22 protein-coding genes are annotated in these 24,546 nt (G+C 73.7%); 17 read left to right on the forward strand and 5 right to left on the reverse strand.

Translation table 11 applies throughout. The annotated features are described in order from the left end of the window. Positions 1-12: 12 nt before the first annotated feature. The 4 genes from H4W80_RS06495 to H4W80_RS06510 are packed head-to-tail and all read right to left on the reverse strand — an operon-like array spanning position 13 to position 4,623. On the reverse strand, positions 13-1,710 hold the full coding sequence (locus H4W80_RS06495) for a multinuclear nonheme iron-dependent oxidase (protein WP_192784233.1): 1,698 nt from the start codon (positions 1,708-1,710) through the stop codon (positions 13-15). A 14-nt stretch (positions 1,711-1,724) separates the two neighbouring features. Beyond that, positions 1,725-2,405 carry a TOMM precursor leader peptide-binding protein gene (locus H4W80_RS63395; RefSeq protein WP_192784234.1) on the reverse strand — a complete coding sequence of 227 codons (681 nt, stop codon included), beginning with the start codon at positions 2,403-2,405 and terminating at the stop codon, positions 1,725-1,727. Further along, complete coding sequence (locus H4W80_RS06505) at positions 2,384-3,721, reverse strand: YcaO-like family protein (protein WP_225963288.1); 1,338 nt, start codon at positions 3,719-3,721, stop codon at positions 2,384-2,386. Before H4W80_RS06505 ends, H4W80_RS63395 begins: the two co-directional genes overlap by 22 nt. Beyond that, positions 3,721-4,623, reverse strand: coding sequence for a TIGR03621 family F420-dependent LLM class oxidoreductase (locus H4W80_RS06510; RefSeq protein ID WP_192784235.1), 903 nt, complete (start codon positions 4,621-4,623; stop codon positions 3,721-3,723). The genes H4W80_RS06505 and H4W80_RS06510 overlap by 1 nt, the downstream gene beginning before the upstream one ends. Positions 4,624-4,769: 146 nt before the next feature. Between H4W80_RS06510 and H4W80_RS06515 the strand changes: the two genes are divergently transcribed. The 17 genes from H4W80_RS06515 (at position 4,770) to H4W80_RS63405 (ending at position 23,569) form a co-directional block, all read left to right on the forward strand. Continuing rightward, positions 4,770-6,116 (forward strand): radical SAM/SPASM domain-containing protein, encoded by a 1,347-nt coding sequence (locus H4W80_RS06515; protein WP_192784236.1) that lies wholly within the window; start codon positions 4,770-4,772, stop codon positions 6,114-6,116. Then, positions 6,109-6,924 (forward strand): TOMM precursor leader peptide-binding protein, encoded by an 816-nt coding sequence (locus H4W80_RS63400; protein ID WP_192784237.1) that lies wholly within the window; start codon positions 6,109-6,111, stop codon positions 6,922-6,924. The genes H4W80_RS06515 and H4W80_RS63400 overlap by 8 nt, the downstream gene beginning before the upstream one ends. Continuing rightward, on the forward strand, positions 6,918-8,183 hold the full coding sequence (locus H4W80_RS06525; RefSeq protein WP_192784238.1) for a YcaO-like family protein: 1,266 nt from the start codon (positions 6,918-6,920) through the stop codon (positions 8,181-8,183). The genes H4W80_RS63400 and H4W80_RS06525 overlap by 7 nt, the downstream gene beginning before the upstream one ends. A gap of 20 nt (positions 8,184-8,203) precedes the next feature. Further along, positions 8,204-9,529 (forward strand): MFS transporter, encoded by a 1,326-nt coding sequence (locus H4W80_RS06530; protein ID WP_192784239.1) that lies wholly within the window; start codon positions 8,204-8,206, stop codon positions 9,527-9,529. Beyond that, positions 9,526-10,428, forward strand: a complete 903-nt coding sequence (locus H4W80_RS06535) for a S8 family serine peptidase (protein WP_225963289.1) — start codon at positions 9,526-9,528, stop codon at positions 10,426-10,428. The genes H4W80_RS06530 and H4W80_RS06535 overlap by 4 nt, the downstream gene beginning before the upstream one ends. Before the next feature lie 8 nt (positions 10,429-10,436). Beyond that, positions 10,437-11,084: a GAF domain-containing protein gene (locus H4W80_RS06540; protein WP_192784240.1), complete on the forward strand. Its 648-nt coding sequence runs from the start codon at positions 10,437-10,439 to the stop codon at positions 11,082-11,084. Between the two features lie 7 nt (positions 11,085-11,091). Beyond that, entirely contained in the window at positions 11,092-12,177 is a 1,086-nt protein-coding gene (locus H4W80_RS06545) for a radical SAM protein (RefSeq protein WP_192784241.1), read from the forward strand. Then, positions 12,165-13,145: a 4Fe-4S cluster-binding domain-containing protein gene (locus H4W80_RS06550; RefSeq protein ID WP_192784242.1), complete on the forward strand. Its 981-nt coding sequence runs from the start codon at positions 12,165-12,167 to the stop codon at positions 13,143-13,145. The genes H4W80_RS06545 and H4W80_RS06550 overlap by 13 nt, the downstream gene beginning before the upstream one ends. Next, a complete protein-coding gene (locus H4W80_RS06555; protein ID WP_192784243.1) occupies positions 13,135-13,815 on the forward strand; it encodes an iron-containing redox enzyme family protein in 681 nt (226 codons plus the stop codon). Before H4W80_RS06550 ends, H4W80_RS06555 begins: the two co-directional genes overlap by 11 nt. Further along, entirely contained in the window at positions 13,812-13,997 is a 186-nt protein-coding gene (locus H4W80_RS06560; RefSeq protein ID WP_192784244.1) for an aroma-sacti cluster domain-containing protein, read from the forward strand. Before H4W80_RS06555 ends, H4W80_RS06560 begins: the two co-directional genes overlap by 4 nt. After that, positions 13,994-17,113: an AAA family ATPase gene (locus tag H4W80_RS06565; protein WP_192784245.1), complete on the forward strand. Its 3,120-nt coding sequence runs from the start codon at positions 13,994-13,996 to the stop codon at positions 17,111-17,113. Before H4W80_RS06560 ends, H4W80_RS06565 begins: the two co-directional genes overlap by 4 nt. 185 nt (positions 17,114-17,298) lie before the next feature. Beyond that, positions 17,299-17,514, forward strand: coding sequence for a hypothetical protein (locus H4W80_RS06570; RefSeq protein ID WP_192784246.1), 216 nt, complete (start codon positions 17,299-17,301; stop codon positions 17,512-17,514). A gap of 72 nt (positions 17,515-17,586) precedes the next feature. Then, the gene (locus H4W80_RS06575; RefSeq protein ID WP_192784247.1) at positions 17,587-18,843 is read left to right on the forward strand and encodes a M16 family metallopeptidase; all 1,257 of its coding nucleotides are present in this window, start codon (positions 17,587-17,589) and stop codon (positions 18,841-18,843) included. Between the two features lie 10 nt (positions 18,844-18,853). After that, positions 18,854-20,272 carry a M16 family metallopeptidase gene (locus H4W80_RS06580; protein WP_192784248.1) on the forward strand — a complete coding sequence of 473 codons (1,419 nt, stop codon included), beginning with the start codon at positions 18,854-18,856 and terminating at the stop codon, positions 20,270-20,272. Beyond that, on the forward strand, positions 20,269-21,600 hold the full coding sequence (locus H4W80_RS06585; protein WP_192784249.1) for a SagB family peptide dehydrogenase: 1,332 nt from the start codon (positions 20,269-20,271) through the stop codon (positions 21,598-21,600). The genes H4W80_RS06580 and H4W80_RS06585 overlap by 4 nt, the downstream gene beginning before the upstream one ends. Beyond that, positions 21,597-22,784: a M20 metallopeptidase family protein gene (locus H4W80_RS06590; protein ID WP_192784250.1), complete on the forward strand. Its 1,188-nt coding sequence runs from the start codon at positions 21,597-21,599 to the stop codon at positions 22,782-22,784. The genes H4W80_RS06585 and H4W80_RS06590 overlap by 4 nt, the downstream gene beginning before the upstream one ends. A gap of 137 nt (positions 22,785-22,921) precedes the next feature. Continuing rightward, positions 22,922-23,569, forward strand: a complete 648-nt coding sequence (locus tag H4W80_RS63405) for a LuxR C-terminal-related transcriptional regulator (RefSeq protein ID WP_192784251.1) — start codon at positions 22,922-22,924, stop codon at positions 23,567-23,569. 48 nt (positions 23,570-23,617) lie between these two features. On the opposite strand, the gene H4W80_RS06600 is transcribed toward H4W80_RS63405, so the two are convergent. Beyond that, entirely contained in the window at positions 23,618-24,502 is an 885-nt protein-coding gene (locus H4W80_RS06600; protein ID WP_318786726.1) for a radical SAM protein, read from the reverse strand. Positions 24,503-24,546: the final 44 nt, after the last annotated feature.

Consider the following 24,546-nt stretch of genomic DNA (forward strand, 5'->3'; position numbering starts at 1 on the left):
CCCGCGTGCGCCTCACTGGCCCGTGCAGCAGGCCGCCGTCCCCGGCTCCACGAGGGTGTGGTAGTTGAGATCGGCCAGATCGGCCTCCGCCCCACCGGCCGCCCCACCGGCCGCCCCACCGGCCGCCCCACCGGCCGCCCCACCGGCCGCCCCACCGGCCGCCCCGCCAGCGACCCCGCCGGCCGCGCACGCGGGCCCGGCGACGAAGGCGAACCGGCACTCGCCCAGGTGCCGCACCGTCACCGGGGCCGGCAGCAGCGCCCGCCGCGGGTCGAGGGATCCGCCGCGGAAGGCGTCGCTGAGATAGGTCAGGTCGACCCCGACGTCGAACGTGTCCGAGGCGGCCGTCCCGGCCGCGCACAGGTTCATCCAGCTCTCGACGCGGACGAGTTCGGGCCCGACGGCGTCGCCGGGGTCCTGCGCGACGAGGTCCTCGTAGGCCTCCCTGGCCTTCTCCCACAGCTCCCGCGACCTGTCCTGGAGCAGCGGCGGGACCAGCAGGTCGTAGAACGCGCCCCGCTCCAGGCCCGTCCGGCGCATGAGCCAGCGGGTCGCGAGGGGGTAATAGCTGGTGGCGAAGCGGCCGTGCAGCTGGATCCGGGACAGGCGTTCGTACTCCCACCTGCGCTGCTCGGCGACCGCGAACACCTCCAGCACCTCCTCGCCGGCGGCCGGGAGCCGGACGGGGGAGCCGCCGTGCAGCAGGTCGTACATCCCCACGGTCGCCTTCTTGGTCCTCAGACGTGCCTGCTCGCGCGAGGGGCGCGGCGCCGGCGCCGGCCGCGTCCCGGCGAGCCAGGCGGCGACCGCCGGCCTGGCCCTGATCTCGGCGATCCTGGCCAGGGCGCGGGCCGGGATCTTCGCGCCGAACACCTCCAGGGTGATCGCCCGCAGGTTGGGGGCGTTGCGGACGACCTCGTCGAGCATGTCCAGGCAGACCGAGATGATGGGCTGGTCGCCGTGCGTGTCGTCGTAGTGGTAACCGTCCTCGCGCAGGTCGATGCCGCCGCCCGCGACGTGGATCTCGGTGATGGACGGCCACGGCAGCCGGTGGAAGTCGCTCGTGGGCGCGGCGCCCCGGGCGATCTGGTAGCTCAGCACGTGCCCCACGTCGAAGCACATGCCGCAACCCGTCTCCCGGGTCAGCTCGGCGAAGAAGTCGAAGGCGTGCATGTCGCCGGCCACCAGCGTGGTCGGCGGGAACTCCGCGTTGAAGGCGACGCCGAGCCGCTCCTGCACCTCGCGGACGTTGCCGGCCGTGACCACGAGCGTCGCGTCGGTCAGCGGGAACGGCATGAAGTGCGGGTACACGTGCCGCTCGGACATGAGCCAGACCCCCAGATCCTCGGTGATCCACGGGGTACGGGTCACCTCGACCAGCTCGGCAAGCTCGGCGAGGTCCCCGGACGTGGGCGGGTCGGGATAGACGGGATTGATGTTCGTGCTGTGCACCAGCACCCGTTTCTCGCCGGCCACCTCGGGGATCTTCATGGCGACGAATCCCTTGCTCCTGGCGTTGCGGCGATGCCTGATCTCCGCGTATCCGGTCGGCCCGCCCAGGTGACGGGCCGACGGGGCGGTGATCTCGAAGTAGTCGATCCGTCCCGGCGAGTCCGCCAGGTAGTCGGCGTGCAGGTCGGACGGGTTGACCCCGACCCCGACGCCGAAGATGGGAAGAGCCTGGAAGTATTCGGGTCCGAACGTGGCCATCTGCCCTCCATCGTTCACTGTGGGATGCGCCATTCCTCGAGTCGCAGCAGGCGCCGCAGGTCGCGGACCGGCCGTTGACGGCCGCAGCGGTCACAGCCGTGACAGGCCACCACCCGGTCGCGCGAAACAGACAGGCCGGGAACCGAGAGGGTGATCACCGCTCCCGCCGCGTCCCGGGCCGCGTCCCGGGCCGCCCTTCCCGGGCCGTCCCCGGCCGGGCGCAGCAGCAGGCGGGCCGCCGTCGCCGCCACATCCGCATGCCGCGGCCGGAACCCGGCCGGGCCGAGGGCCGGGTCGCTGTCATAGGCCGCGTACCTGGCCCGCGTCCGGTGCCAGCGCGGGTCGTGCTGGACGCGCCGGTCGGCGAAGCAGCGAAAGCACGGACCGCTGCCCGGCCGCACCAGTGGCCCGACGACGATCGAGGCGTCCTCCATGACGACCGGCAGCCAGGCCGTGCCGGTGGCGTGCGCCAGCTCATCGGCACGCTCGCACAGGCCCGGCGCGGGCCGCCACAGCGCCACCACGACAACCTGCGCCCCTGCGGCGAACACGGCGTCGAGATCGCCGGCGGTGAACCGGGCGTCGAGACCGTCGGCGGTGAACCGGGCGCCGGGCGGCCGGTCCCGGAGACGGTCGGCGACCCGGGCGCCGAACGGCCCCTGCCCCACGGCGATCACGCGAACGGTTGCGGCCACGGATTCAACTCCTCCTGCGCCAGCACCCTGTAACCCATGCGGGCGGGCGCCTCGTACAGACGGGGATGGCCCTTGAACTGGGCGCGCGGATGCAGGCTGAGCGGCTGGAGGTCGGGCACGATGACGTTGACCGCGGTCAGTCCCGCGCCGGCCAGTTCGTCGGGGGTGCGGTCGACCACGACGGCCCGCATCCCCGCCGCGGCCAGGCCGCTCACCAGCCGCCGCAACGCGAGGCCGGGCGCCGCCGGCAGCGCGTCCGGCGGCGCTTCCGCCAGCGCGGGCCGCCCGGCGCCCGTGCCCGCCTGATCCAGCAGGAACGCGAACGCCGGCGCCCGGTCGGCCGCGCCCATGTACCGTGCGCCGTCCTCCATCGCGCGGAAGTCCGCGGGGGAGTCCGGCACCGGGCCCTTCGCCCGGCGCAGCTCGGCCCGCATGCCGATGGCCTCGAACAGCGCCTTGTCGGCCGCCGCGGCAAGGGTGCGCCCGGTGCCCGCGCCCACGGCGTGGCAGGCTCGCCGGTCGCGGCGATCAGCCAGGACGCAGTAGGCGACCGGGACGCCGAGATCGGTCGAGGCGTCGAACAGGTGGACCTCGACGGACCGCGCCGCGCACCAGTCGATCGCCGCCTGCGCCGCCTCGGAGCGGTCGCCGGCCGCGATCCGGGGCAGCGGCAGGCGTTGCAGCCAGGCGAGCGCCGCCGCGTCCCGTTCCACGACCTCGCAGACACCCTGAACGACCGCCTCCACGGGGTCGGTGTGCACCGCCATGCCCGTCGACATGCGGAAGGTGAAGCCCTCCGCAGGCACCGCGTCCCGCAGCCCCGGGCACGCCATGACGGACGGCACCCAGGTCTCGCGCCCGGTGACCAGGTCGAGTCCCCGCGACCACCGGATGCGGGCCGCCGGATCGAAGGGCCGCATCGGGCAGTCCGCGGCGCCGTACTCGGCAGGTGAGCAGCGCGGGTACCGCGCCGGGTCCAGGCAATCACCGCCGAGCTCGTCGGCGGTGGCCCAGATCCGCTCCTCGCCGAGGATGTCGAACCCGGCATAGCGCTCGGCGCCCTCCGCGATGGCCACGAAGCGCGCCATGGCCGGGGAGTCCCAGGCCCGGCCGCCGCTGAACACGTGGTTCACCACCGCCAGGCCGCCCTTCTGGATCCGGCCGTAGCTGGAAGTGGCCCGCCCCGGCATGCCGCTGCCGATGCCGGCCACGGCGAACGACAGCCGCTCGGGGCTGTCCAGCTCGTGTGCCGTCTCCACCCGGGAGACGACCCCGTACGGGGACAGCAGCACGTTCAGAGAGTCCGGATCCGTCATCAGCCCGCCCGCCCCAGCTCCCCGATCACCGGGCCCAGGCTCCGCATCTCGCAGTCGTGCACGGCGATGTAGCTGAAGCCGTAGCGCTCGCGGCACTGGAGGATCTGCTCGGCGATCTGCTTCCTGGTGCCGATCAGCAGGAACGGGCTGTCCAGGGCGTCGGCGACGCTGTAGTGGGGATAGTGCGCGGCGACCAGGTCCGCGGCGGCCGACCGCCTGTTCCGCGTGATGATCACTTCGTGGACGAGGAGGTTCAGCTCCAGCTCGCCCGCCCGCTCGCCCGCCTGGCCGGTCACGAACCGCACCCGTTCGTCGATCTCGCGCGCGGTCCCGAGCCGCGGCCGCCCCCCGGGGCAGGGGTAGGCGCCCGCCACGGCCACGATGTCGGCCCGCCGCGCCGCCAGCCGCAGGATCCGGTCGCCGGTGCCGGCGATCAGCAGGGGCGGGCGCGGCCGCTGGGCGCCGGCGTACCTGTCGTCCTGCTCCAGCAGCAGCCGTAGCCGCTCGACCGAGGACTCCAGCCGCGCCAGCCGGTCTGCGAACCTCGCCCACGCGATGCCGGCCTCCGCGGCCTCCGCGGGCAGATGCCCGGCTCCCAGCCCGATCTCGAGCCTGCCCCCGACGAGCCGGTCCGTGGTGGCCGCCTCCCTGGCCAGCAGGTACGGGTTCCAGTAGGCGATGTTGAGCACGAACGTACCCACCCGCATCCGCCCGCTGGTCTCGGCCGCCAGCGCCAGGGCGGGGAAGGGCGCCGTCGCCGACGGCTTGCCCGCCCCGCTGCCCAGATGGTCGGGCACGAGGACGACGTCGAAGCCGTAGGCGTCCGCCTCGCGGCATGTGGCGACGAACTCCGTGCGCGTGCCGACGCTGAACACGTTGCACCCGAAGCGAAAATCCCGCATGCCGATCACGTTCCAGCAAAGCGCCGCCGAGATCCGCCCCCCGACGGCGGGGGAGCGGCCGCAACACCCCTCCGGGGAAGGGTTTCGGCCGCATCTGCCCGCGCGCACGGTTGAACCACACGCCAGCCATGGATCGGATGCCGCCGATGTCACCTCTGGTACGCAGCAGATACCTCCTCCTGTCGCCCCACGAATACCGGACCCAGGCCGGCGAACGGGTGTGCCTGGGCTACTCGACCATCACCGCCCGCGTCTTCTCCGTGTCGCCGCGGACCGCGCGCCTGCTGGAAACGGGGGACCTGGCCGAGCTGAGCCAGGACGTCCGCGACGACCTGGCCCGCCGCGAGATCCTGGTGCCCCCTCAGGACGAGCTCGGCCCGGTGCTGGAGGGCATCAGGGACACCTCGGCCCGTCCCGGGCTGCGCGGATTCACCATCATGCCGACCGCGTACTGCAACATGGCGTGCAGCTACTGCGGCCAGGAGCATCGCAAGGGCTCGCTGCGGCAAGAGCGGATGGAACGGATGATCGCCCGCGTCCTGGCGGCCATCTCGGACCCCGGCACCGGCCACGTCGAGGTCACCTGGTTCGGCGGCGAACCGCTGCTGGGCTTTCGCACCATCGTCGAGATGAGCGGGCGGTTCCTGCCCGCCGCCGCCCGGCACGACACCCGCTACTCCGCGGCGATCATCACCAACGGCAGCCTCCTCGACGAGCGCCGGGTGGACGTCCTGTACGGGGAGTGCGGGGTGCGCGCCATCCAGGTGACGCTGGACGGCGCCGCCGACACCCATGACCGCAGAAGGAAGATGAAGAACGGCCGCCGGACCTTCGGCAAGATCGTCGCTCTGCTGTCATCGGTGCTGGCCGCCGGCAACCATCCGCAGCTGCGTTTCGACATCCGCGTGAACGTCGACGCCGAGAACCAGGACGACATCCCCGGCCTGCTGCAGACCCTGGCGGCGCACGGGCTCGGGCACCCGTCGGTCGACCTCGACCTCATGCCGGTGCATTCCTGGGGCAACGACGTCTCCGACGTGGAACTCACCCCGGCGGGCTACGCCGAGCGGGAGGCCGAGTGGCTGGCGCTGGCCCGCTCGCTGGGGCTGCGCTTCCGGCTGCTGCCCACCCGGCGCCGGAGCACGACGTGCCTGGCCACGACCAGGAACGGCGAGCTCCTCGACCCGTCCGGCGCCGTCTACTCCTGCTCGGAGCACCCCCTGGTGCCCCGCGACCGGGACAGCGGCGTGCTCGCCACGCTCGACGACCTCGCCACCACCGCCCTGCGGCCCGCCGGCATGTTCGACACCTGGTACGACGAGATCGAGCAGGACCGGTGGCCCTGTGCCCGCTGCCCGTTCCTGCCCGTGTGCGGCGGCAGCTGCCCGAAGCTGTGGCACGACGGCGCCCCGCCCTGCCCCAGCTACAAGTTCAACTGGCGGCAGCGGCTGGACCTGGCCGCGCAGTCGAAGGGGCTGGTCCGCTGTGACTGAACCGCCGCCGATCGAGTACGAGCCGACGCCGCACGCGAGCTGGGCCGACCTCCACGACCTGCCCGGCGGCGTCATCGTCTCGGCACACGGCTGGTACGCCATCCTGCGGGGGCGGACCGGCCGGCAGGTGCGCGAACTGCTGGCCGGCCGCCGGCGGGTCATCCGTTCCGGCCCGGACAGCGCCGCCCGGCTGAGCCGGCTCGCCGAGCGGGGTGTCCTGCGCGAGCGCGACCCCGGGGCCGGCGCGCCCGCCGGCCGGTCGATCACCGTGCAGGGCAGTGGGCAGAGCGCCGCCCTCATCGAGGACCTGCTGCGCGCCGAGCTGCGCGGGCAACCCCACGAGGTGTACGGCAAGCCCGTCCCGGGCCCGTGCCCGCCCGGCGGGCTGGCCGTGGTCGTCGCGGGGCCGGAAGAACTTTCGAGGGCCAACCGCGCCTTCCTGGCCGCCGGGGCCCCGTGGCTGCTGGTGGACTCGCGGGCGGCGGCCCCGGTGCTCGTCGGCCCGCTGTTCGTGCCCGGCCGTACCGGGTGCCTGGAGTGCTACTGGTCCAGGCGCGCCAGCGCCTACGCCCACCCGGCCGAGTACGGCGTCCTGATGCGCTCGGGCAGGTCGGGACCGGCCGGCCCGTGGCACCTCCACATGATCGCCGGCCTGGCGGCCCGCATGGCGCTGGACTGGCTGCGCGCGGACCCCTCGCCGTCCGGATCGTACGTCGAGGTGCCGACGCGGCCGGGGGCCGCCATCACGCGTCACACCCTCGTGCCGGTGGCCGCCTGCCCCGCCTGCGGGGGCGAGGCGTCATGGTGATGCCCGCGGGCCTGGAGCAGGCCCTGGTCTCGGCGCGCACCGGACCCGTGTTCGAGGTCACCGAACACGCCCCGCACACCCACGGCGGCGCGGACTGGCTGGTGATCGCCTCGGGGGTGGCGGTCGATCGGCTGCACGGCGCGTTCATCCCGACGAGCGGCGCGGGACGCTCGCCGGACCAGGCGTCGGCCAGAAGGAACGCGCTCTACGAATGCGCCGAACGCCTGGCCCTCAGGGAACCTCCGGGCCGCGGGCACGGTCCGGCCGGCCCGGATTGCCCGCTCGCCGGCCGGACCGTCCCGGTGCGCGACCTCGCCTCCGGCGCCATGCTCGACCGTCCCGCGGGCGACTTCTACCTCCACCCGCCACCCTGCCCCAGGGCCGCCGGCCCCGACCGGCCGACCTCGAACGGGGCGGCCGCCGGCGACTCCTACTGGAGCGCGGTGGAGCGCGGCCTCCTGGAGCTGCTGGAACGCGATGCCCTCATGACGACGTGGCGGTTCGGCCTTCGCCCGCCGCGCCTGCCCGCCGACGACCTCGTTCCCGACCAGGTCGAAGCGCTGCGCGGGCAGGGCCTGACCCTCACCCTGGCCGATCTGTCGCCCCTGCACGGCCTGCCGATCGTGGTCTGCGTCGCCGGCGGGCAGGTGGACGGCCACCTGGTGCGCACCGTCGGCAGCGCCGCCGACCGCACGCTGCGGCGGGCGGCCGCGCGCGCCGCCGTCGAGGCCGGCAGCGTCCACCAGGTCGCCGCGGAACGCCTCAGGCTGGGACGGCACGAGGAGCTCACGTTCGGGGACTTCGTCGACCACGCCTTCTACTACCTCGATCCGGACAAGGCCCGGCTGCTCGACCTCTTCGATTCGGGACCCGTCGCCACCGCCCGGGCCACCGCCCGGGCCACCGCCCGGGCCGCCGCGCTCGGCGACGACAGCGGGCAGACCGACAGCGGGCAGACCGACAGCGGGCAGACCGACAGCGGGCAGACCGACTGCGAGCAGGACCGCAGCGAGCAGAACGTGCGCGCCCTGGCCGAGCGGCTGGCCCGCGCCGGCGTCGCCATCCATGCGGCCGACATCACGCCCGCCTGGCTACGCCCCCACGGGATCCACACGATCGTCGCCCGCTCGCCGGACCTGTATCCGCTCGAACTGGGACCCGGCAGCCCCGACCTCGCCCGCCGCCTGCGCCGCCACCCCGCCCGCCAGGCCCTGGTCAGCGGGCGGCCCGTCAACCTCGCGCCGATCCCGCTGGCCTGACCCCCACTGGAGAGAGGTCCATGATCGCCAACCCTGGCCGTGCGCTCCTGGTGTGTTTCGTCGGCTCCCGCGCCCTGTCGACCTTCGGCAGCTGGGCGTCCGGCATGGTCGTGGTCATCTGGGTCAGGACCCTGACCGGACGCGACGACGCGGCCGCCCTGTCGATGCTGCTGTTCGCCCTGCCGACCCTCGCCTACCCGCTCATCGGCCAGCTGATCGACAGAATGGACCGGCTGGCCGCCCTCGCCGCGAGCCAGGCCGCCGGAGCGGCGATGATCTCGTGCTTCTTCCTCGTCGACGACCGCTCCGACATCTGGATCGTCTACGTCGTCCAGCTCCTGCAGGGCGTCAACGCCGGCCTGATCTCGGTGGCGGGCGACGCGATGCTGCCCCAGCTCGCCCCGGCCGACCGGCTGTCGTCGGTCAACGGGTGGCTGCAGTCGGCGATGCAGGCCGGCCGGCTCGCCGCCCCCGGGACCGGGGTGCTGATCTTCACGATGTCCGGCGGCATCACCGCCGTGATCGTCTTCGACATCACCACGTTCCTGGTGTCCCTGGCACTGCTCGCTCCCCTCGCGCGGACGGGGAGACACCGCCCGGCGCGCCCGGAGCCCGAAAGCTACATCCAGGCCCTCCGGCACGGCACCAGGCTCATCACCAGCCGGCCAGAACTGCGTACGGTCACCCTGCTCAACCTCGGGTGCGGCCTGGCGGCCGGGTTCCTGTCCAGCAGCTGGTTCGCGATGATCACCTCCGGGCTGGGCGCGTCACCGGACTTCGCCGGAGTCCTGGCCACCAGCCAGGCCATCGGCGGAATGCTCGGCGGCCCCCTGGGCACCTGGTTCGCCGCCACCCACCGGATCCGGGGCGCGGGCCTGTGCGTGACGGCCGCCTTCTGCGCGGTCGGCCCCGCCCTGCTGTCGGGCCTGGCGCCGCTGGCGGTGGCGGGCATCGCGCTGGTCGGCCTGGGGACGTCGGTGCTCTTCGTGGTCTACGTCACCGTCGTGCAGAACGCCGTGCCGGAGCAGCTGCTCGGGCGCTCCTTCGCCACGCTCGACGCCTACACCAACCTCGCGCAGGTGGGCGGGCTGGCCATCGGCGCGCTCTGGCTGGGCGCCATGGGCTCCTTCCAGCCGATCGTCGTGGCGGCCATGGTGGTGCTCGTCCCCGTGGCGCTGATCCTCCTTCGCGAGGGCTCGGCGCGCGGCGAGGCCGCCGAAGTCGTGGCGCACGCGCTACCCGCGCCCGCCTCGGCCCTGCGCGGCGCGCTGACGGTCGAGACGCCCGCGGTCGGCGGCCTGCACTACCGCCTGCGCGCCCACGACGGCGCCGGTCACCGGTCATGACCGGCGCCATGCCCGGCGCCATGCCCGGCGCCATGACGGGCGCCATGACGGGCGCCATGACGGGCGCCATGACGGGCGCCATGACGGGCACGGCGGCGCACCCGCGCAGGACCATCCGCTTCGCCCACACCTCCACCGGCGCCACGGTGGACGCGCGCAACCTGGTGCTGCCCGGCGCCATCTCGCGCCAATGGGCCTGGGGCGAGGCCACCGGCAGGAACGTACGCGTGTGCCTCATCGACAGCGGCGTCCGGGCCGAGGACGCACCCGGCCGCGTCGACTGCTTCGCCGTACAGGAGAGCGGGACCTCCTGGACGGTCGAGCCGGACCAGGACGGCGACAGCGCGGGACACGGGACCACCTGCGCGGCGATCATCCGCCGGCTGGCGCCGGACTGCGACCTGGTCAGCGTCCGCGTCCTGGGACGCAACCTGCACGGCCAGGGAGAGGCGCTGCTCACGGCCCTGCGATGGGCCATCCGGCACCGCTTCGCCCTGGTCAACCTGAGCCTGTCCACCCGCAAACCCGCCTTCAAGGAACAGCTCCATGACCTGGCCGACGAGGCCTACTTCGCCGGGGTGACCCTGGTGTCGGCCGCGCACAACAGCCCGGTGGACAGCTACCCGTGGCGCTTCCCCTCCGTGCTGTCCGTGGGCTCCCACGACTCGCAGGACCCCGAACACATCGAACTCAGCCCGGACCCGCCCGTCGAGTTCTTCGCCCCCGGGGTCGGCATCCCTGCGGCGGGACCGCCCGGCGCGAGGCTGACCGTATCCGGCAACAGCTTCGCCGCCCCCCACGTCACCGGACTGTGCGCGCGCATCCTGCAAAAACACCCGGGGTTCAGGACGGCGCAGCTCAAGCAGGTGCTGGCGGGCGCGGCAGGCAATCTCAGGTGAGGAGAGACGTGAGTTACGAGATCCCGGGCGCCCTGCGCCCCACGGTCGGCCGGCTCCTCGACCCGGCCACCCACGACGAGCTGCTGCGCTCGTCGGTACGGCTGGCCCGCCTCGCCTTCCGATCCGGCGCCGCCTCGGTGTTCCTGTACGACCGCCGGCGCGACGAGCTCGTCTTCGAGGCCTCCTCGGGCGCGGGCGAGGACCGGCTGCTGGGCGTGTCCGTCCCCTGCGACCAGGGGATCGTCGGGTGGGTCTGGAACACCGGAGAGACGATCATCGCGCACGACCTGCGGCGCGACCCGCGGTTCAACCGTGAGTTCGCCGAGAGCACCGGATTCGTGCCGAACGAGATCATGGCCGGCCCCCTCGACCTCGACGGCGAGTCGATCGGGGTGCTGGAGGTGCTGGATCCCCGGCTGGACGGTTACGGCGACACCGCGGCGATCGAGCTGCTCACGGAGATCACCCGCCAGTCGTCGGCGGCGCTGTCCTTGCTGGTCGCGGCCCGATCCCTCGGACCGGGCCTGCGGGCGCAGCAGGAGTCGGACCCGTTGCGGCGGCTGGACGCCGCGCTGGGCCGCCGGGACGGCAAAGGCCGCCAGGCCGCCGACGCCCTCGTCACCGCCCTGGCCGAGCTGCTGGGCGAGCGCGGGTAGGCACGGCATGCACCTGGCCGAGATAGCCGCACTGCGCGCGATCCCCGCCGCCGGGATCCAGTTGGCGCTCACGCAGCGCTGCCCCCTGTCGTGCGCTCACTGCTCGACGGACTCCTCGATGGGCGGGACGCAGTTCCCGGGCGGCCCCTTCCGCCGGCTGGTGGAGTCGTTCACCCGCGACGACCACCCCGAGGTCGTGCTGATGTCGGGCGGGGAACCGCTGCTGCGGGCGGGTCTGGTGACCGAGCTCGCCGGACGGGCCAGGCAGGCCGGGACCCGCAGCTACGTCCTGTCGGGCATGTACTTCGCGCGATCCGGGCGAGGACTGCCGGGGCCGATCCGGCGCGCGCTCGGCTCCGTCGACCACCTGGCGGCCAGCCTGGATGCCCACCACGAGCGCGAGGTGGCCAGGGCGGAGGTCTACCGCGCGGTCCACGCCGCGCTGGACCTCGTGCCCGGCGTGAGCTTCCAGGTCACCGGCGTCGACGACGACGACCCGTACCTGGCCGAGACCGTCGCCGACATCAGGCGAGAGTTCGCCGACCGGGTGCCCGTCCTGGTCACCCATCTCCAGCCGACCGGCCGCGCCCGCGCCCGGCCACCCGCGCCTGCCGCCGGGCCGGTTGCCGCACCTGCCGCCGGGCCCGGGCCTTGCGACTTCGCCACGTGGCCGCTGGTCGGCTACGACGGCACGGTGTACGGCTGCGCCCGCCAGAGCCTGCTCGACCGGCACCGCCCCGCACATCTGGTCCTGGGCCGGGCCACGGACGGCTGGCCGGCGCTGCGTGCCCGGCGCGAGGCCCGCGCCCTGCTGCGGATGGTCCGGGCGATCGGCCCCGAGCTGACCCAGCGGCGTTTCGGCTCCGGCGAGCCCGCCGGCGGCCCGTGCGCGACGTGCATGCGCCTGTCGGAGGAGCCGGCAACGGCGGCGCGCGCGCAGCAGTACCTGGACGGAGCGGCCGGCCGGGCCGTGGAGAGGATGGCCCGCGCTCTGGCCGAGGACCGCGACCCCTACCGCTTCGTGGCGCGGTGGGGATCGGCCCGCTACAGCCGCCTGGTCGCGCTGGGATGGGAGGACGCGTGCGCAGGCTGACACTGGCGGACACCGAGCGACTGCGTGCCACACCCGGCGCCAGCGCGCTGCTGTTCATCACCGACCGCTGCCCCGTCGGCTGCCGCCACTGCTCGGTCTCCGCCGAGGCCGACGGCGCAGGCATCACGGACTGGGAGCTGTTCACCGAGATCGTCGCGGGAATCGCGGCCGTGCCCGAACTCCAGGCCGTCGCGATCTCCGGCGGCGAGCCGTTCGCCGAACGGCGCGGCCTGTCGCACGCCGTCTCCGTCCTGCGCGAGGCGGGCAAGGACGTCGTCGTCTTCACCAGCGGCTACTGGGCGCCGGCCCGGCCGGACTCCTGGATCACGCGGACCCTGAGCCAGGTGTCGACGGTCGTCCTGAGCACCGACCGATTTCACCCGGTCGGCGCGGCGCGGGCGGCCCTCGCCGCACGGGCGATCATCGACGCCGGCTGCCACCTCATCGTCCAGCTCCTCGGCGAGCCGGGCCGCGAGCCACGCCTGCCCGGACCCCTCGCCGCCGTGGCCGGCGCCGGCGCGGAGGTGAACGTCATCACGCCGCTGCGGCACGGACGCGGCGCCGGCGTCTTCCACCCGACGCCCCGCAGGCGGTGCGCGGAATTCGGCCGCTGCCCGCTCACCCGTTCTCCCACCATCCGCTACGACGGCACGGTCCTGGGCTGCTGCGGCGAGGCCGTCATCGCGGGCGGCGGACCCGCCGCGCTGCGCTCGTTCGCGGATGAGCGCGGCCAGGTCGCCGCCGCGTTGCGCTCGTTGCGGGCCTCGCCCGTCCTGCAGGTCGTCGGGGCGCACGGCCCCGGCGCGCTCGCCGCCCTCCCGCCGTTCGCCGCGCTGCGGGACACGCGTCACGCCGACATCTGCCGCGCCTGCTGGGCCGCCCACGACACAGCCGAGGCCGCGCCCGAGGCCCGGCGCATGGCCGTGGCGCTGGCCGCGACGATTCCCGAGGGGCGCCATGGCCGGTAGGACGACGCCGGGCACCCGGCTGCGCGCGCTGCTCGACCTGCTGGCCCCCGGCCTGGCCCGGGCGAGCGGCCGGATGTTCTCCGGCGACCGGGAGGCGTACCTGTCCTGGCTGGAGATCTCCTACGCCATGACGCGGGCGACCGTCCCCCTGCTGCGCGCCGCGCTGCAGGAGAGCGAGCGGCGCACGGACCCGGTCGCGCCCGCCCTCGCCTCCTACTACACCGCACAAATCAAGGACGAATCAGGGCACAGCGCCTGGGTCGTGTCCGACTACGCGGCAGCCGGCGGCACCCCCCGGAACCTACGCGAACGCCTGGCCGCCCCCGCGGTCGCCCGGCTGGTGGGCGCGCAGTACTACTGGCTGCGCCACGAGCACCCCATCGCGCTCCTCGGCCACATCGCCGTGCTGGAGTGGTACCCCCCTGCCGGCGAACTCGCCCGGTCGCTGGCCGGCCGCACCGGGCTGCCCGGCACGGCGTTCAGGACGATCACCGGCCACGCGCTCCTCGACGCCCGCCACGGCGACCGGCTCGCCCGCCTCCTCGACACCGGCCCGATCAGCCGCCGCCAGGAGTCCCTGCTGACGCGCAGCGCGCTGACCTCCGTACGCGGCCTGGGCGACGTCGTCCGGGAGCTCGTCCCGCGCGCAGAAAGGAGCGACCGACCATGACCGACCTGTCCCGCCTCGCCGAGCTGGGCTTCGACCTGGAGCTGGCCACCCCCGAGCAGCTCGCGGTGCTGCAGTCGCTGTCGCCGGAGGAGATCGAACTGCTGGCCGAGGTCAAGAGCCGGCTGGAGGAGGCGGCGGGCGACGTCGAGGGCCACATGGACGGTGGTGGGTTCTGCTGGTGAACACCGCCCTCGCACCCAGGAACGACGCCGTCTGCCGCCGCTGCGGCGCCACCGGCCCGGCCGCCGCCCGCTTCTGCATGGCCTGCGGCGCCGCGATCACGGCCACCCAGCCGGCGCAGGCACGCATCCGGCTGGTCACGGTCGTCTTCTGCGACGTCGAACGCTCGACCGAACTGGCCGTACGGCTCGGCGGCGAGCTCTGGAACGACGTCCTGGAGGCGTACTTCACGGATGTCAGCCAGGCACTGCACGCGCAGGGCGGCCGCCTGGAGAAGTTCATCGGGGACGCCGTCGTCGGCGTCTTCGGCGCGGACGGCGAGCAGGAGGACGACGCGGTCCGCGCCGTCCAGGCCGCGGGCGAGGCCCTGCGCCGGCTGGCCGGGCGGGCCAAAGCCCTGCGCCGCCGCGGCATCGAACTGTCCGTACGCTTCGGCATCGCCTCCGGCAGAGTGCTCACCACCACCCGCTCGGCCTCCTTCGCCGTCGGGCCCGTCACCAACCGCGCCGCCCGGCTGCAGCAGTTCGCCCCGTCCGGCGGCGTCGTCCTCGACCTGAAGACCTGGCTGCTGGCCAGACAGGCCGTGCACTGCCGCCCCCTGGACCCCGTCGAGGCCAAGGGCTTCGCCCACCCCCTGCGGTGCTGGCTGGTGGAGCGGGGCGGCGACGCCCGGCACGGCGGCCCCCCGGTCCACCAGCCGGTCAACCAGATGGTCAACCAGCGGCGCCTGCTGGCCGACCTGACCACGAGGCTGGAGCGGGCCATGCGCGAGCCCGGCCTGTCGACGCTGGCCCTGGAGGGGGACATCGGCGTCGGCAAGACCAGGATCCTGCACCAGCTCGGCCGGGCCCTGGAAAGCCGCGGTCAGGTGCTGTTCGTCACCTGCAAACACGACGGCGACCGGCGCGGGCTGTGGCCGCTCCAGCAGCTCGACCACGAGCTGGCCCGGCTGAACGGCGAGCTGAACGGCGGAGCGGGCGGCGGGCTGGGCGGGCCGGCTGGGCCCGCCCGCGCCGAACGGCCCGGCCGCTCGGCCGCGCACCGCAGCGCCGAAGAGCTGCGCTGGACGCTGCGCCGCCGCCTGGCCCGGCTGTCTCACCGGTGCCCCGTCGTGGTGATCGTGGACGACTGCCACAAGGCGCTGGACCAGCTGGCCCAGCTCTGCGGCGGGCCCGACGAGCCCGGTGGCGGCAGCGTGGTCCTCCTGCTGAGCGGGCGCGCGCTGCCCACGCTCGCGATCCCCGAGGCCGACCGGCTGGCCGTGCCCCTGCTCACGCCCGCCGAGTCCCGTACCCTGCTGGAGAGCCTGTCCGCCCGGTTGAGCCTGCCCGGGGCGCTGCCGCACGCCGACGAGATCGTCCAGCGCAGCGGCGGCAACCCCCTGTTCCTGGAGCAGCTCGCCGCCCTGACCGCCGCAGAAACCGCCGCGGAAACCGCCGCAGAGACCACCTCTGGGACCACCTCTGGGACCACCTCTGGGACCACCTCTGGGACCACCTCTGGGACCACCTCTGGGACCGGCGCAGAGTCCGCCTCTGGGGCCGGCGCGGGCGCCGGCCGGCACGACCTCATCGCGCCCAGTGCCGAGGCCGCGCTGGGCTCCCGGATCGACCGGCTCGGCCTCCAGGCGGTGCGGATCCTCGGCTGCGCGGGCGCCTGGGGCGGGCAGGTCGCCCTCACCGATCTCCTCGCCACCTGCGGGCTGGGCGAGGCCGAGGTGGACGCCGCCCTCGCCCAGCTGGCCGAGGCCGGTCTGGAGCTCACCTCCGCCTTCGTGGGGGAGGTGGCCTACACGCGGCTGCGCCTGGCCGAGCGGGCCCGCATCCACGCCGGCATCGCCGAGCATCTGCGCCGGCGCGCGCTGCGCTACCCCGGCGACATCGACTCCGCCGCGTTGCACGCCGAGCACGCCCACCGCGCCTGGCACGACCTCGCGCCGGGCGCCGCCGAGGACCGCTCGGCGGCCGCGCGGGCGGCGGGCTGCCTGTGCGCGGCGGCCCGCCTGGCGATCTCCCGCGCCGACGTCTCGCTCGCGCTCGAGCTCGCCGGGCGCGCCCGGCGGCTGCGCATCGCCAGCCCCGCCCTGGAGGCGGAGATCGGCGCCATCGAGACCTACGCCCTGGCGGCCTGCGGCCGTCCGGCCGAGGCCCTGGCCCGGATCAGGCGCACCCGCGCCCGCGTCCCCAGCAGGGCCAACCTCCCCGCGGCGGCCAACCTGCGCGCCAACGAGCTGGCCATCCTCTTCACCGGTGGCACGTGGGACGCCGGACTGCTGCGCCAGGCCCACCGCCTGGCCGAGCTGTCCGGCGACGCCGGAACCCGGGCCCGGCTGCTGCTGCTCGAAGCCCTGCGGGCCGCCCAGTCAGGCGACTACCGGGCCGCGGAGGCGAGCCTCAGAGTCGCCGAGTCCCAGGCCGGCCGGGCGGCCTACTGCTTCGGGGAGAGCGAGATCTACGGCAACCTCGCGCTGTGCCTGGCCTACGGCGGCACGCCGGCCACGCAGGCGCTCACCGAATGCGCCGACCTGCGACGGCGCCTGGCCGAGACCCCGGTCCGCGACGCCGCCGTCGCCTGCCCCATGGCGTTCCTGCTCGCCATGCGCGGACACGGGCAGCAGGCCGAGAGCCTGCTGGCCGAGGCGGAGTCCGTCTTCGCCGGCACCGGCCATCTCATCGGCAGGGCGGGCGCCTACGAGTTCCGCGGCATGGTCAGGGAACTGCAGGACGACCTGCCCGGCGCGGCCGGCTGGCTGGAGCGGGCGGCGGCGCTGTATCGCGAGATGGGACTGGACGCCGCGGCCGAGCGCTGCCGCATGAAGAGCGCCCTGGCCACCGGGGTGGCCCCCGAGGCCCCCCTGCGGCCCGGTCCCCGTGCGCCCTGGGACATGCGCGCCCTGGCCCACCAGGTGGCGGCGTTGCGGCAGCACCGGCTGGGAGGCGTGGAGGCGGCGCGCGAGCACCTGGCCGCCGCGCTCCACGAGATCGAAGGCATCAGGGGAGAGGGGGCCGTCATCATCGCGCTGCGCTCGTGCCTGCGCCTGTCGGCGTCGTTCGGGCCCGAGGCGGACACGACCCGCATCCGGGCAGCGCTCACGGAGGCGGAAAAAAGAAAAATCTGATCACCGGAAAAACGAAAAACAAATCCACCGGCCACGGCCGGCGGCGCATATTCCCATGCAAATTAAATGACAATTACCGGCCCCAAAATAATTGCAAAACGAATCTCGACCGGCCCATCCATTCATGTTAATCTCAATATAAGCAGCCGAAGACGGTCGGCTGACTTACCACATCAGGAGGACGCGTGACTTCCGAAACCATGACCACCGAAGAAGCCGCCGCTTCCATTCCGGCGGACGACCTGGCCACCGCCATCCGCGTGGGCAAAACCCTCGGCGCCGCCCGCGACCGCGGCAACGCCGACGTCGAGGGCCACTCCGACGTGGACCTGTTCGAGGAGGGCGACGAGGTCTCCGGCCGGTTCGGGCCGACCAACAGCGGCTGTTTCTGCTGCGCCTGAAACGCCGTAACCGAAAAACGTGTGCGGCCCTCCTTCCGGGGGCCGCACACGGCCTGCGAGGAGCACAGAAGCATGCGCGACCGCTGCACGGAACTCGAACTCGACAACGGACTGCGGACGATCCTCGCCGAGGACCGCACGATGCCCGTGGTCACCGTGGCCGTCCGCTACGGCGCCGGCGCACGGCACGAGAACCACTCCGGCCAGGCCCACCTCCTGGAACACCTCATGTTCCAGGGCTCACGCGAAGTCGCCCCCGGAGAGCACGTCCGCCTCGTCGAATCCCTCGGCGGCCAGGCCAACGCCCGAACATCCATGGACTCCACCTATTACGCGCAGACCCTCCCCAAAGACGGGCTGGAACTGGCTCTGTGGCTGGAGGGCGAACGCCTGCGAACCTTTCTCGACACAGCCGGACAGGACCGCCTCGACGCACAACGAAAAGTCGTCGCGAACGAACGGCTCGAAACAATCGACAACATCCCGTACGGCACCGCCGAAGAACTCCTGCTGGCCCACCTGTTTCCCCCCGGACACCCTTACCACCACCATCCGGTAGGCACCAGGAACGGCATCGAAACCGTCTCGCTCGACGACCTCACCGCCTTTTTCACGCGTTTCTACACCCCCCGCAACGCGGTCGTCGCAGTGGTCGGCGATTTCCCCGCGACCACAGCCGCGAAATGGGCGAAAAAATATCTGGGACAGATCCCCGCCACCACCCCGCCACCCCGGCCACCACCCGAACCCCCGATATCCGCGACCGGCGTCCGGCGCCTGGAGGTCACCGGCCGCATCCCGGGCAAACTCTTCCTCGGCCACCGCGTCGCCCCCGCCGGCACACCCGCCTTCGACGCCGCCCGCGTCACCTCCGTGATGCTCGGCCACGGCCGGGGCGGCCCGCTGTGGCGCAGGCTCGCCCACGACCGCGACCTCGTCACCGACCTGCGATTCCGGCTGACCCCGCTCGTGGGCGGCGCCTCCCTGGGCATCGCCGAGATCACCCCCCGCCCGGGCGTCACGCCGGCCGCAGCGGAGGAGGCCTACCAGGAAGAGCTCGCCGCCTTCGCCACCGACGGCTGCGCCGACACCGACCTGCGCTGGGCCACGACCCGGCTGGAGTCAGGCTGGGCCGCCCGCCTGGAGACCACCGGCGGCCGAGCCGAAGAACTCACCTGGCACGCCCTCCTGACCGGCGCCGCGGCCCACACCGGCCGGCTCCTGCCCCGGCTACGCGAGGTCACAGCGGCCGACGTGCGGCGATGCGCCGCCGAATGGGCCGACGCGGCCGGCCGGGTGGTGCTCACGTACCAGACCCGATCCCCCTAGAAGAGGGCCCATGACAGGAACCAGCCCGCCCCGGCCGCCGCTACCGAAGGCGCAGGACGGCGGCCTGCCGGCGGCCCACACCACCGCGCTCGACACCGGACTGCGCACCACGTACATCGACCTGCCCGGCCGGGACGTGGCCGCCGTGCAACTCCTCTTCGCCGGCGGCGGCGCGCACGACCCACCAGAACTCCAGGGCCTGTCGCACGTCCTGGCCCACACCCTCATCCTCGCCTCCGCGACGCGCGGCCCGGCGGAGTTCGCGCTCGCCGTGGAGGGCACGGGAGCCACCTTCACCGCCGGCTGCGACCCCGACGGCGCCCACGTCGACGTCGTCGCCCCCGCCACGCGCCTCGTCCCGGCGCTGCGCCTGCTGGCCGAGGCCGTCACCCGGCCCGCCCTCGACGCCCGGACGATCCGGCAGATCGTGGACCGGCGCCTCGTCGAGATCCGGCGGGCCGGCGCCGACCCGCACCACCGAGCCGTGCAACTGTTCGCGGCCGCCGTCCATCCCGGCCACGGCCACGGCCGGCCCGCCGGCGGGACGACAGAGTCGATCAACCGGCTGCGGCAACAGCACCTCCAGGAGTTCTACGACCACAGGATCGGCCCCCAGCACGCCCACCTGATCGTCGCAGGCGACCTGTCGGCCACCCGCATCCGCCACCAGGTCGAGCAGGCTTTCGGCGCCTGGCGCAAACCCAGCCACCCCCCGCCCCGCCTCACCCCCGCCGCGGCCGGAGCCGGACGATGCCTCATCACGCACCTGCCCGGCGCCAAACAGGCCGCCCTGGTCCTCGGCCGGGCCGGACCCGTACTGCCGCTCGGCTCCCGAGCGGGCCTGGAGATCGCCGTTCACGCGCTCGGCGGCTGGTCCGGATCGCGGATCAACCAGCTCCTGCGCGAAGAACGCGGCCACGCCTACGGCGTGCAGGGCTGGCTCGTCTCACGCCCGGCGGCGCCCGGCCGCCACCAGTGCACCCTCCAGCTCCGCGCCGCCACGGCCAACCCGGACCTCGGCCACACGGCCCGCGAACTGATCGACACGGCAGCCGCGGCGGCCGGCGGCGACCTCACGCCCGCGGACCTGCGCTCGGCCGCCGACCACCTGATCGGCGTGCAGGGCGTCCGCTGGGAAGCCGCACGTCACCTGATCGAGGCCTACGCCCACCTCGTCAGGAAGGGCTACCCGCCGGGGTTCTTGCAGCGCCGGACCGCGGCCATCGCCGCCGCCCTCGGCACCGACCGGCCCGCCGTCGACTCTGACCGGCCCGCCATCGCCACCGCCACCGCCATTGCCACCGTGGACCCGCGGCACCTGCGACCGGAGCACCTCACGCTGGCAGTGGCCGGAGACGCCGACATCATCCACCCCGCGCTGTCGGCCATCGGGCTGGCCCCGGAGATCGTCGAAGGGAACCCGCCATGACACAGACGGCGTTGCGCCGATCCCTGCGCCTGCTTCCGCACGCCCGCGCCCTGATCGCCGACGGCCGGCTGCACGTGGTCACACAACTGCGCACCGCGTCCCTCGGCCCGGCCTCCCCGGACAAGCGCGCGCTGCTGCGACACCTGAGCGCCGGCCTGCCCGACCGCGAAACCCACGACGACCTCGTCCAGCGGCTTCTGCACCAGGGCTGGCTCTCGATCACCGTCGAGCAGCGGGGGCGCCCCCTCTACACGCTGCGACCCCACCGGCCACCGCCCGCCCCGCCCCCTCGACAGCCCGCAGCGAAACTCCGCCTGTCGAGGTTCGCCCTCATCACGAAACAGAACGCGACCATGGTCGTGGACTCCCCGCGATCCTGGTGCACCCTGCTCCTGCACGACCCCCTGACGCTCGCCACGCTGGCCGGGCTGCCCGCCGGCCAGGACGACGTCCCGGATCACCTGCTGCGAGACCTGGTCTGGGCCCGCCTCGCCGTCCCGCACGAACAACAGGAGGAGGACTTCCGGCTGCGCCAATGGAGCCCGCACGAGCTGTGGTTCCACGCGCGCAGCCGGACGGTCCGCGACACCCCCTTCGGGGTCACCTGGTGGGCGCGGGAACGCTTCGCGCCCCTGCCCGCCCGCCACGACCCCTTCCCAGGCCCCCAGTTCGACCTCCACGTCCCCGACCTCGCACGGCTGCGCCGCGACGACCCCACCGTCACGGCCGTCCTCGAAGACCGGCGCTCCATCCGCGACCACGACGAGACCCGGCCCCTCACCGCCGCGCAACTCGGCGAGTTCCTCTACCGGTGCGGCCGCGACACCGGCGCCTACCTGCGCGACGGCGTCGAGCACGTCCGCCGCCCCCACCCCAGCGGAGGCGCCTCCCACGAACTCGAGATCTACCCGCTCATCCGCCACGTCGACGGCCTCGACCAGGGCCTGTACCACTACGACCCGGCCATCCACCGGCTCGAACAGGTGGCACCCATGACGGCCGCGGTAGGCCGCCTGCTCGAGGTGACCGCCGCCTGCGCGCGCACCACCACCCCACCCCAGGTCCTGCTCGTCATCGCGGCACGCTTCGGCCGGGTGATGTGGAAATACCAGGAGATGGCCTACGCGCTCATCCTCAAAGACGTCGGCGTCCTGACCCAGACCATGTACACCGTGGCCACCGCGATGGGCCTGGCCCCATGCGCCATCGGGGGAGCGGGCGCGACCGAGTTCGCCGACGCCACCGGACTCGACCCGATGACCGAAAGCAGCCTCGGCGAATTCATCCTCGGCACCCGCCGCCCCGACGGCCCGGGGGAGACACCATGACCATCGCCGACGACGCCCGCGCCCTCCACGAACACCTCCTACGGCTCCGGCACGACCTGCACACAGAGCCAGAGATCGGACTGACGCTCACCCGCACCCAGCACAAACTCCTCCAAGCCCTGCACGACCTGCCCCTGGAGATCAGCACCGGCGCCAGAGCCACCTCCATCACCGCGGTGCTGCGCGGCGCCCGGCCCGGCCCGACCGTACTGCTGCGCGCCGACATGGACGCCCTCGCGCTCCACGAACACGGCGACGCCGGCCGGATCTCACGCTTCCCCGGCCGGATGCACGCCTGCGGCCACGACATGCACGCCACGATGCTGGCCGGAGCCGCCCGACTGCTCAGCGACCGCCGCCGCACCCTCCACGGCAATGTCATCTTCATGTTCCAGCCGGGGGAGGAGGGCCACGCGGGCGCCAGAATCATGATCGAGGAGGGCGTGCTCGACGCCGCAGGCACCCGCCCGGCCGCCGCCTACAGCCTGCACGTGGTCTCCGCCGGCATCCCGCGCGGCGTCTTCGTCACCAGGGCCGGATGCATCATGGCCGGCCGCACCGTGCTCACGGTCACCGTACGCGGCGCCGGCGGACACGCCGCCCTGCCCCACCTCGCCAAGGACCCGCTGCCGGCCGCCTGCCGGATGGTCACCGCACTGAGCACGATACGCCTCCCGCGCCAGGCCCCCGTCACGGTCTCGGCCGCCGACTTCCACGCCGGCACCACCCACAACGTCATAGCGGACCGGGCACGCTTCTCCGTCACGATCCGGTCGCCGTCACCACGCCTGCAGCGCCAGGCCCAGGACCACGCCGTACGGCTGCTGCGCGACATCGCCGCCGCCCACGACCTGGACGTGGACATCGCCGCCGCCTCCACCTACCCACCCACCGTCAACGCCGAGCACGAGGGCGCGTTCGTCCACGCGGTGGCCCGCGACCTCTACGGTCAGGAGCGCACCGCACTCGCCGCCCAGCCCTCCATGGCCGCCGAGGACTTCTCCTTCGTGCTCGAAGAGATCCCCGGCGCGGTCACGGTGCTCGGCGCCTGCCCCGCCGACCGCGACCCGGGCCGAGCCCCCGCCAACCACTCCCCGCATGCCGCCTTCGACGACGCCGTGCTGACGGACGGCGCCGCCATGTACGCCGAACTGGCCGCCCGCCGCACGGCGTTACCCGCCTGAAAGCCCACCCGGCCCCGCGCCGCCCGATGAGAACACCGTGAAAACGAGGTGTGATCGACCGCTGACATATTCGCCCCGACGAGCACTCCAACCCTTCGACGGGCGGACCGACGATGAGGCCAGGCAGAGTCCTACTCGTGAACGACAACCTGCTGGCGCGCAGCGGGCTGCGCTCGATCCTCTCCCAGCAGTCCGACCTCCAGGTCGTCGGCGAGGCCGACAACCTCGCCCAGGCCGGCCGGATCTTCGTCCAGGCCAGAGTCGACCTGTTCGTCGTGGACTCCCCGTCGGTCACCATCCACACCCTGGACGCGGTCCGGTTCATGACCGGCCTGCCCTCGCGCGCGCCGGTCCTCATCGTCACCGCCGACCCCGCCGGGCTCGAACTCGACCTGCTCCGGCTCGGCTGCTACACCCTGCCCCAACGGCAGCTCACGGCCACCGAACTGATCGCCGCCGTACGCCTGGTCATCGCGGGTTACGCCATCATGGACCGCCGCAACGCGGGATACCTGGCGAGCGCCTTCACCTCCCGCCCCGACGACGACGTCGAAGCGCACACGGCCCAGGCCCTCACCAGACGCGAGCAGGAAATCACCGGCCTCATCGCCCAAGGACTGTCGAACACCGACATCGCCGACATCCTGGGCATCGCCCACTCGACCGTCAAGGGCCACGTGAAAGAGATCTTCCGTAAGCTCGGCCTGCGCAACAGAGTCCAGGCCGCCCTCTACCACCACGCTCACATCAGCGGCGAGCCGACCAGCCCGCACACCCGGACGTAACCACCCGCAACCCCGCGCCCGCAGCCACCGATCAACCGGACGCCCGCCTCACACCAGCGCGAGCTGCGCCGCCCGCGGCCGACGCGGCCCCACCTCCGGCGCCCCGCACCCCATCCCGTACACCTGGCACAACTGCGCGATCTGCCCCGTGATGCGCCCCTCATAATCCGGCGACGGCAACCCCGCCCGGTCGTACAACTCCTCATAACGCTCCACCAGCTGCGGATGCGCCTGCGCCAGCCACTCCTCGTACCACGCCCGAGTCCCCGGCGGCAGCCGCAGCACCACCGGCTCCACCGCCCGCGCCCCCGCCGCCGCGATCCGCCGCACCGTCGCGGCCAGCTGATCGGCCGCGTCACTCAGCAGCGGCAGCACCGGCGCCATCAGCACCCGGCACTCCACCCCCGCCTCCACCAGCGCCGACACCAGCTCCAACCGCGCCTGCGACGACGGCGCCCCCGGCTCCACCGCCCGCCGGATCCGCTCGTCCACGAACGCGATCGACACCGCCACCCGCGCCCCGGCCTCCGCCAGCAACGCCGCATCCCGCAGCACCAACGCGCTCTTGGTGTAAACGGTGAACGGCACCGCCGCCTGCGACAGCGCCCCGATCACCCCCGGCATCAGCCGATACGTCTCCTCCGCCGCCTGATAACAGTCGCCGCTGAGCCCCACGGCCAGCTCCTGGCCGTCCCAGCGCACCAGCTCCGCCCGCAACCGGTCCACCGCGTTGGGCTTCACCACGATCCGCGTGTCGAAATCACGCCCCGCATCCAGCCCCAGCCGCCCATGACCCGCACGGGCACCACAACCACGACAGGCATGGGCACAGCCACGATAGGGGGACAGGGCCCACTGCTGGGCGATGCCCGCGGCCGGCGGCACCCGCTCGATCATCGTGCGGGCCTGCAACTCGTAGAAACCGTCACGCACCACCGCACGCCGCTCGATCAGCGGACGCTCATCAGCGGCCTCGT

The organism is Nonomuraea angiospora (genome assembly GCF_014873145.1).
GTDB lineage: Bacteria > Actinomycetota > Actinomycetes > Streptosporangiales > Streptosporangiaceae > Nonomuraea > Nonomuraea angiospora.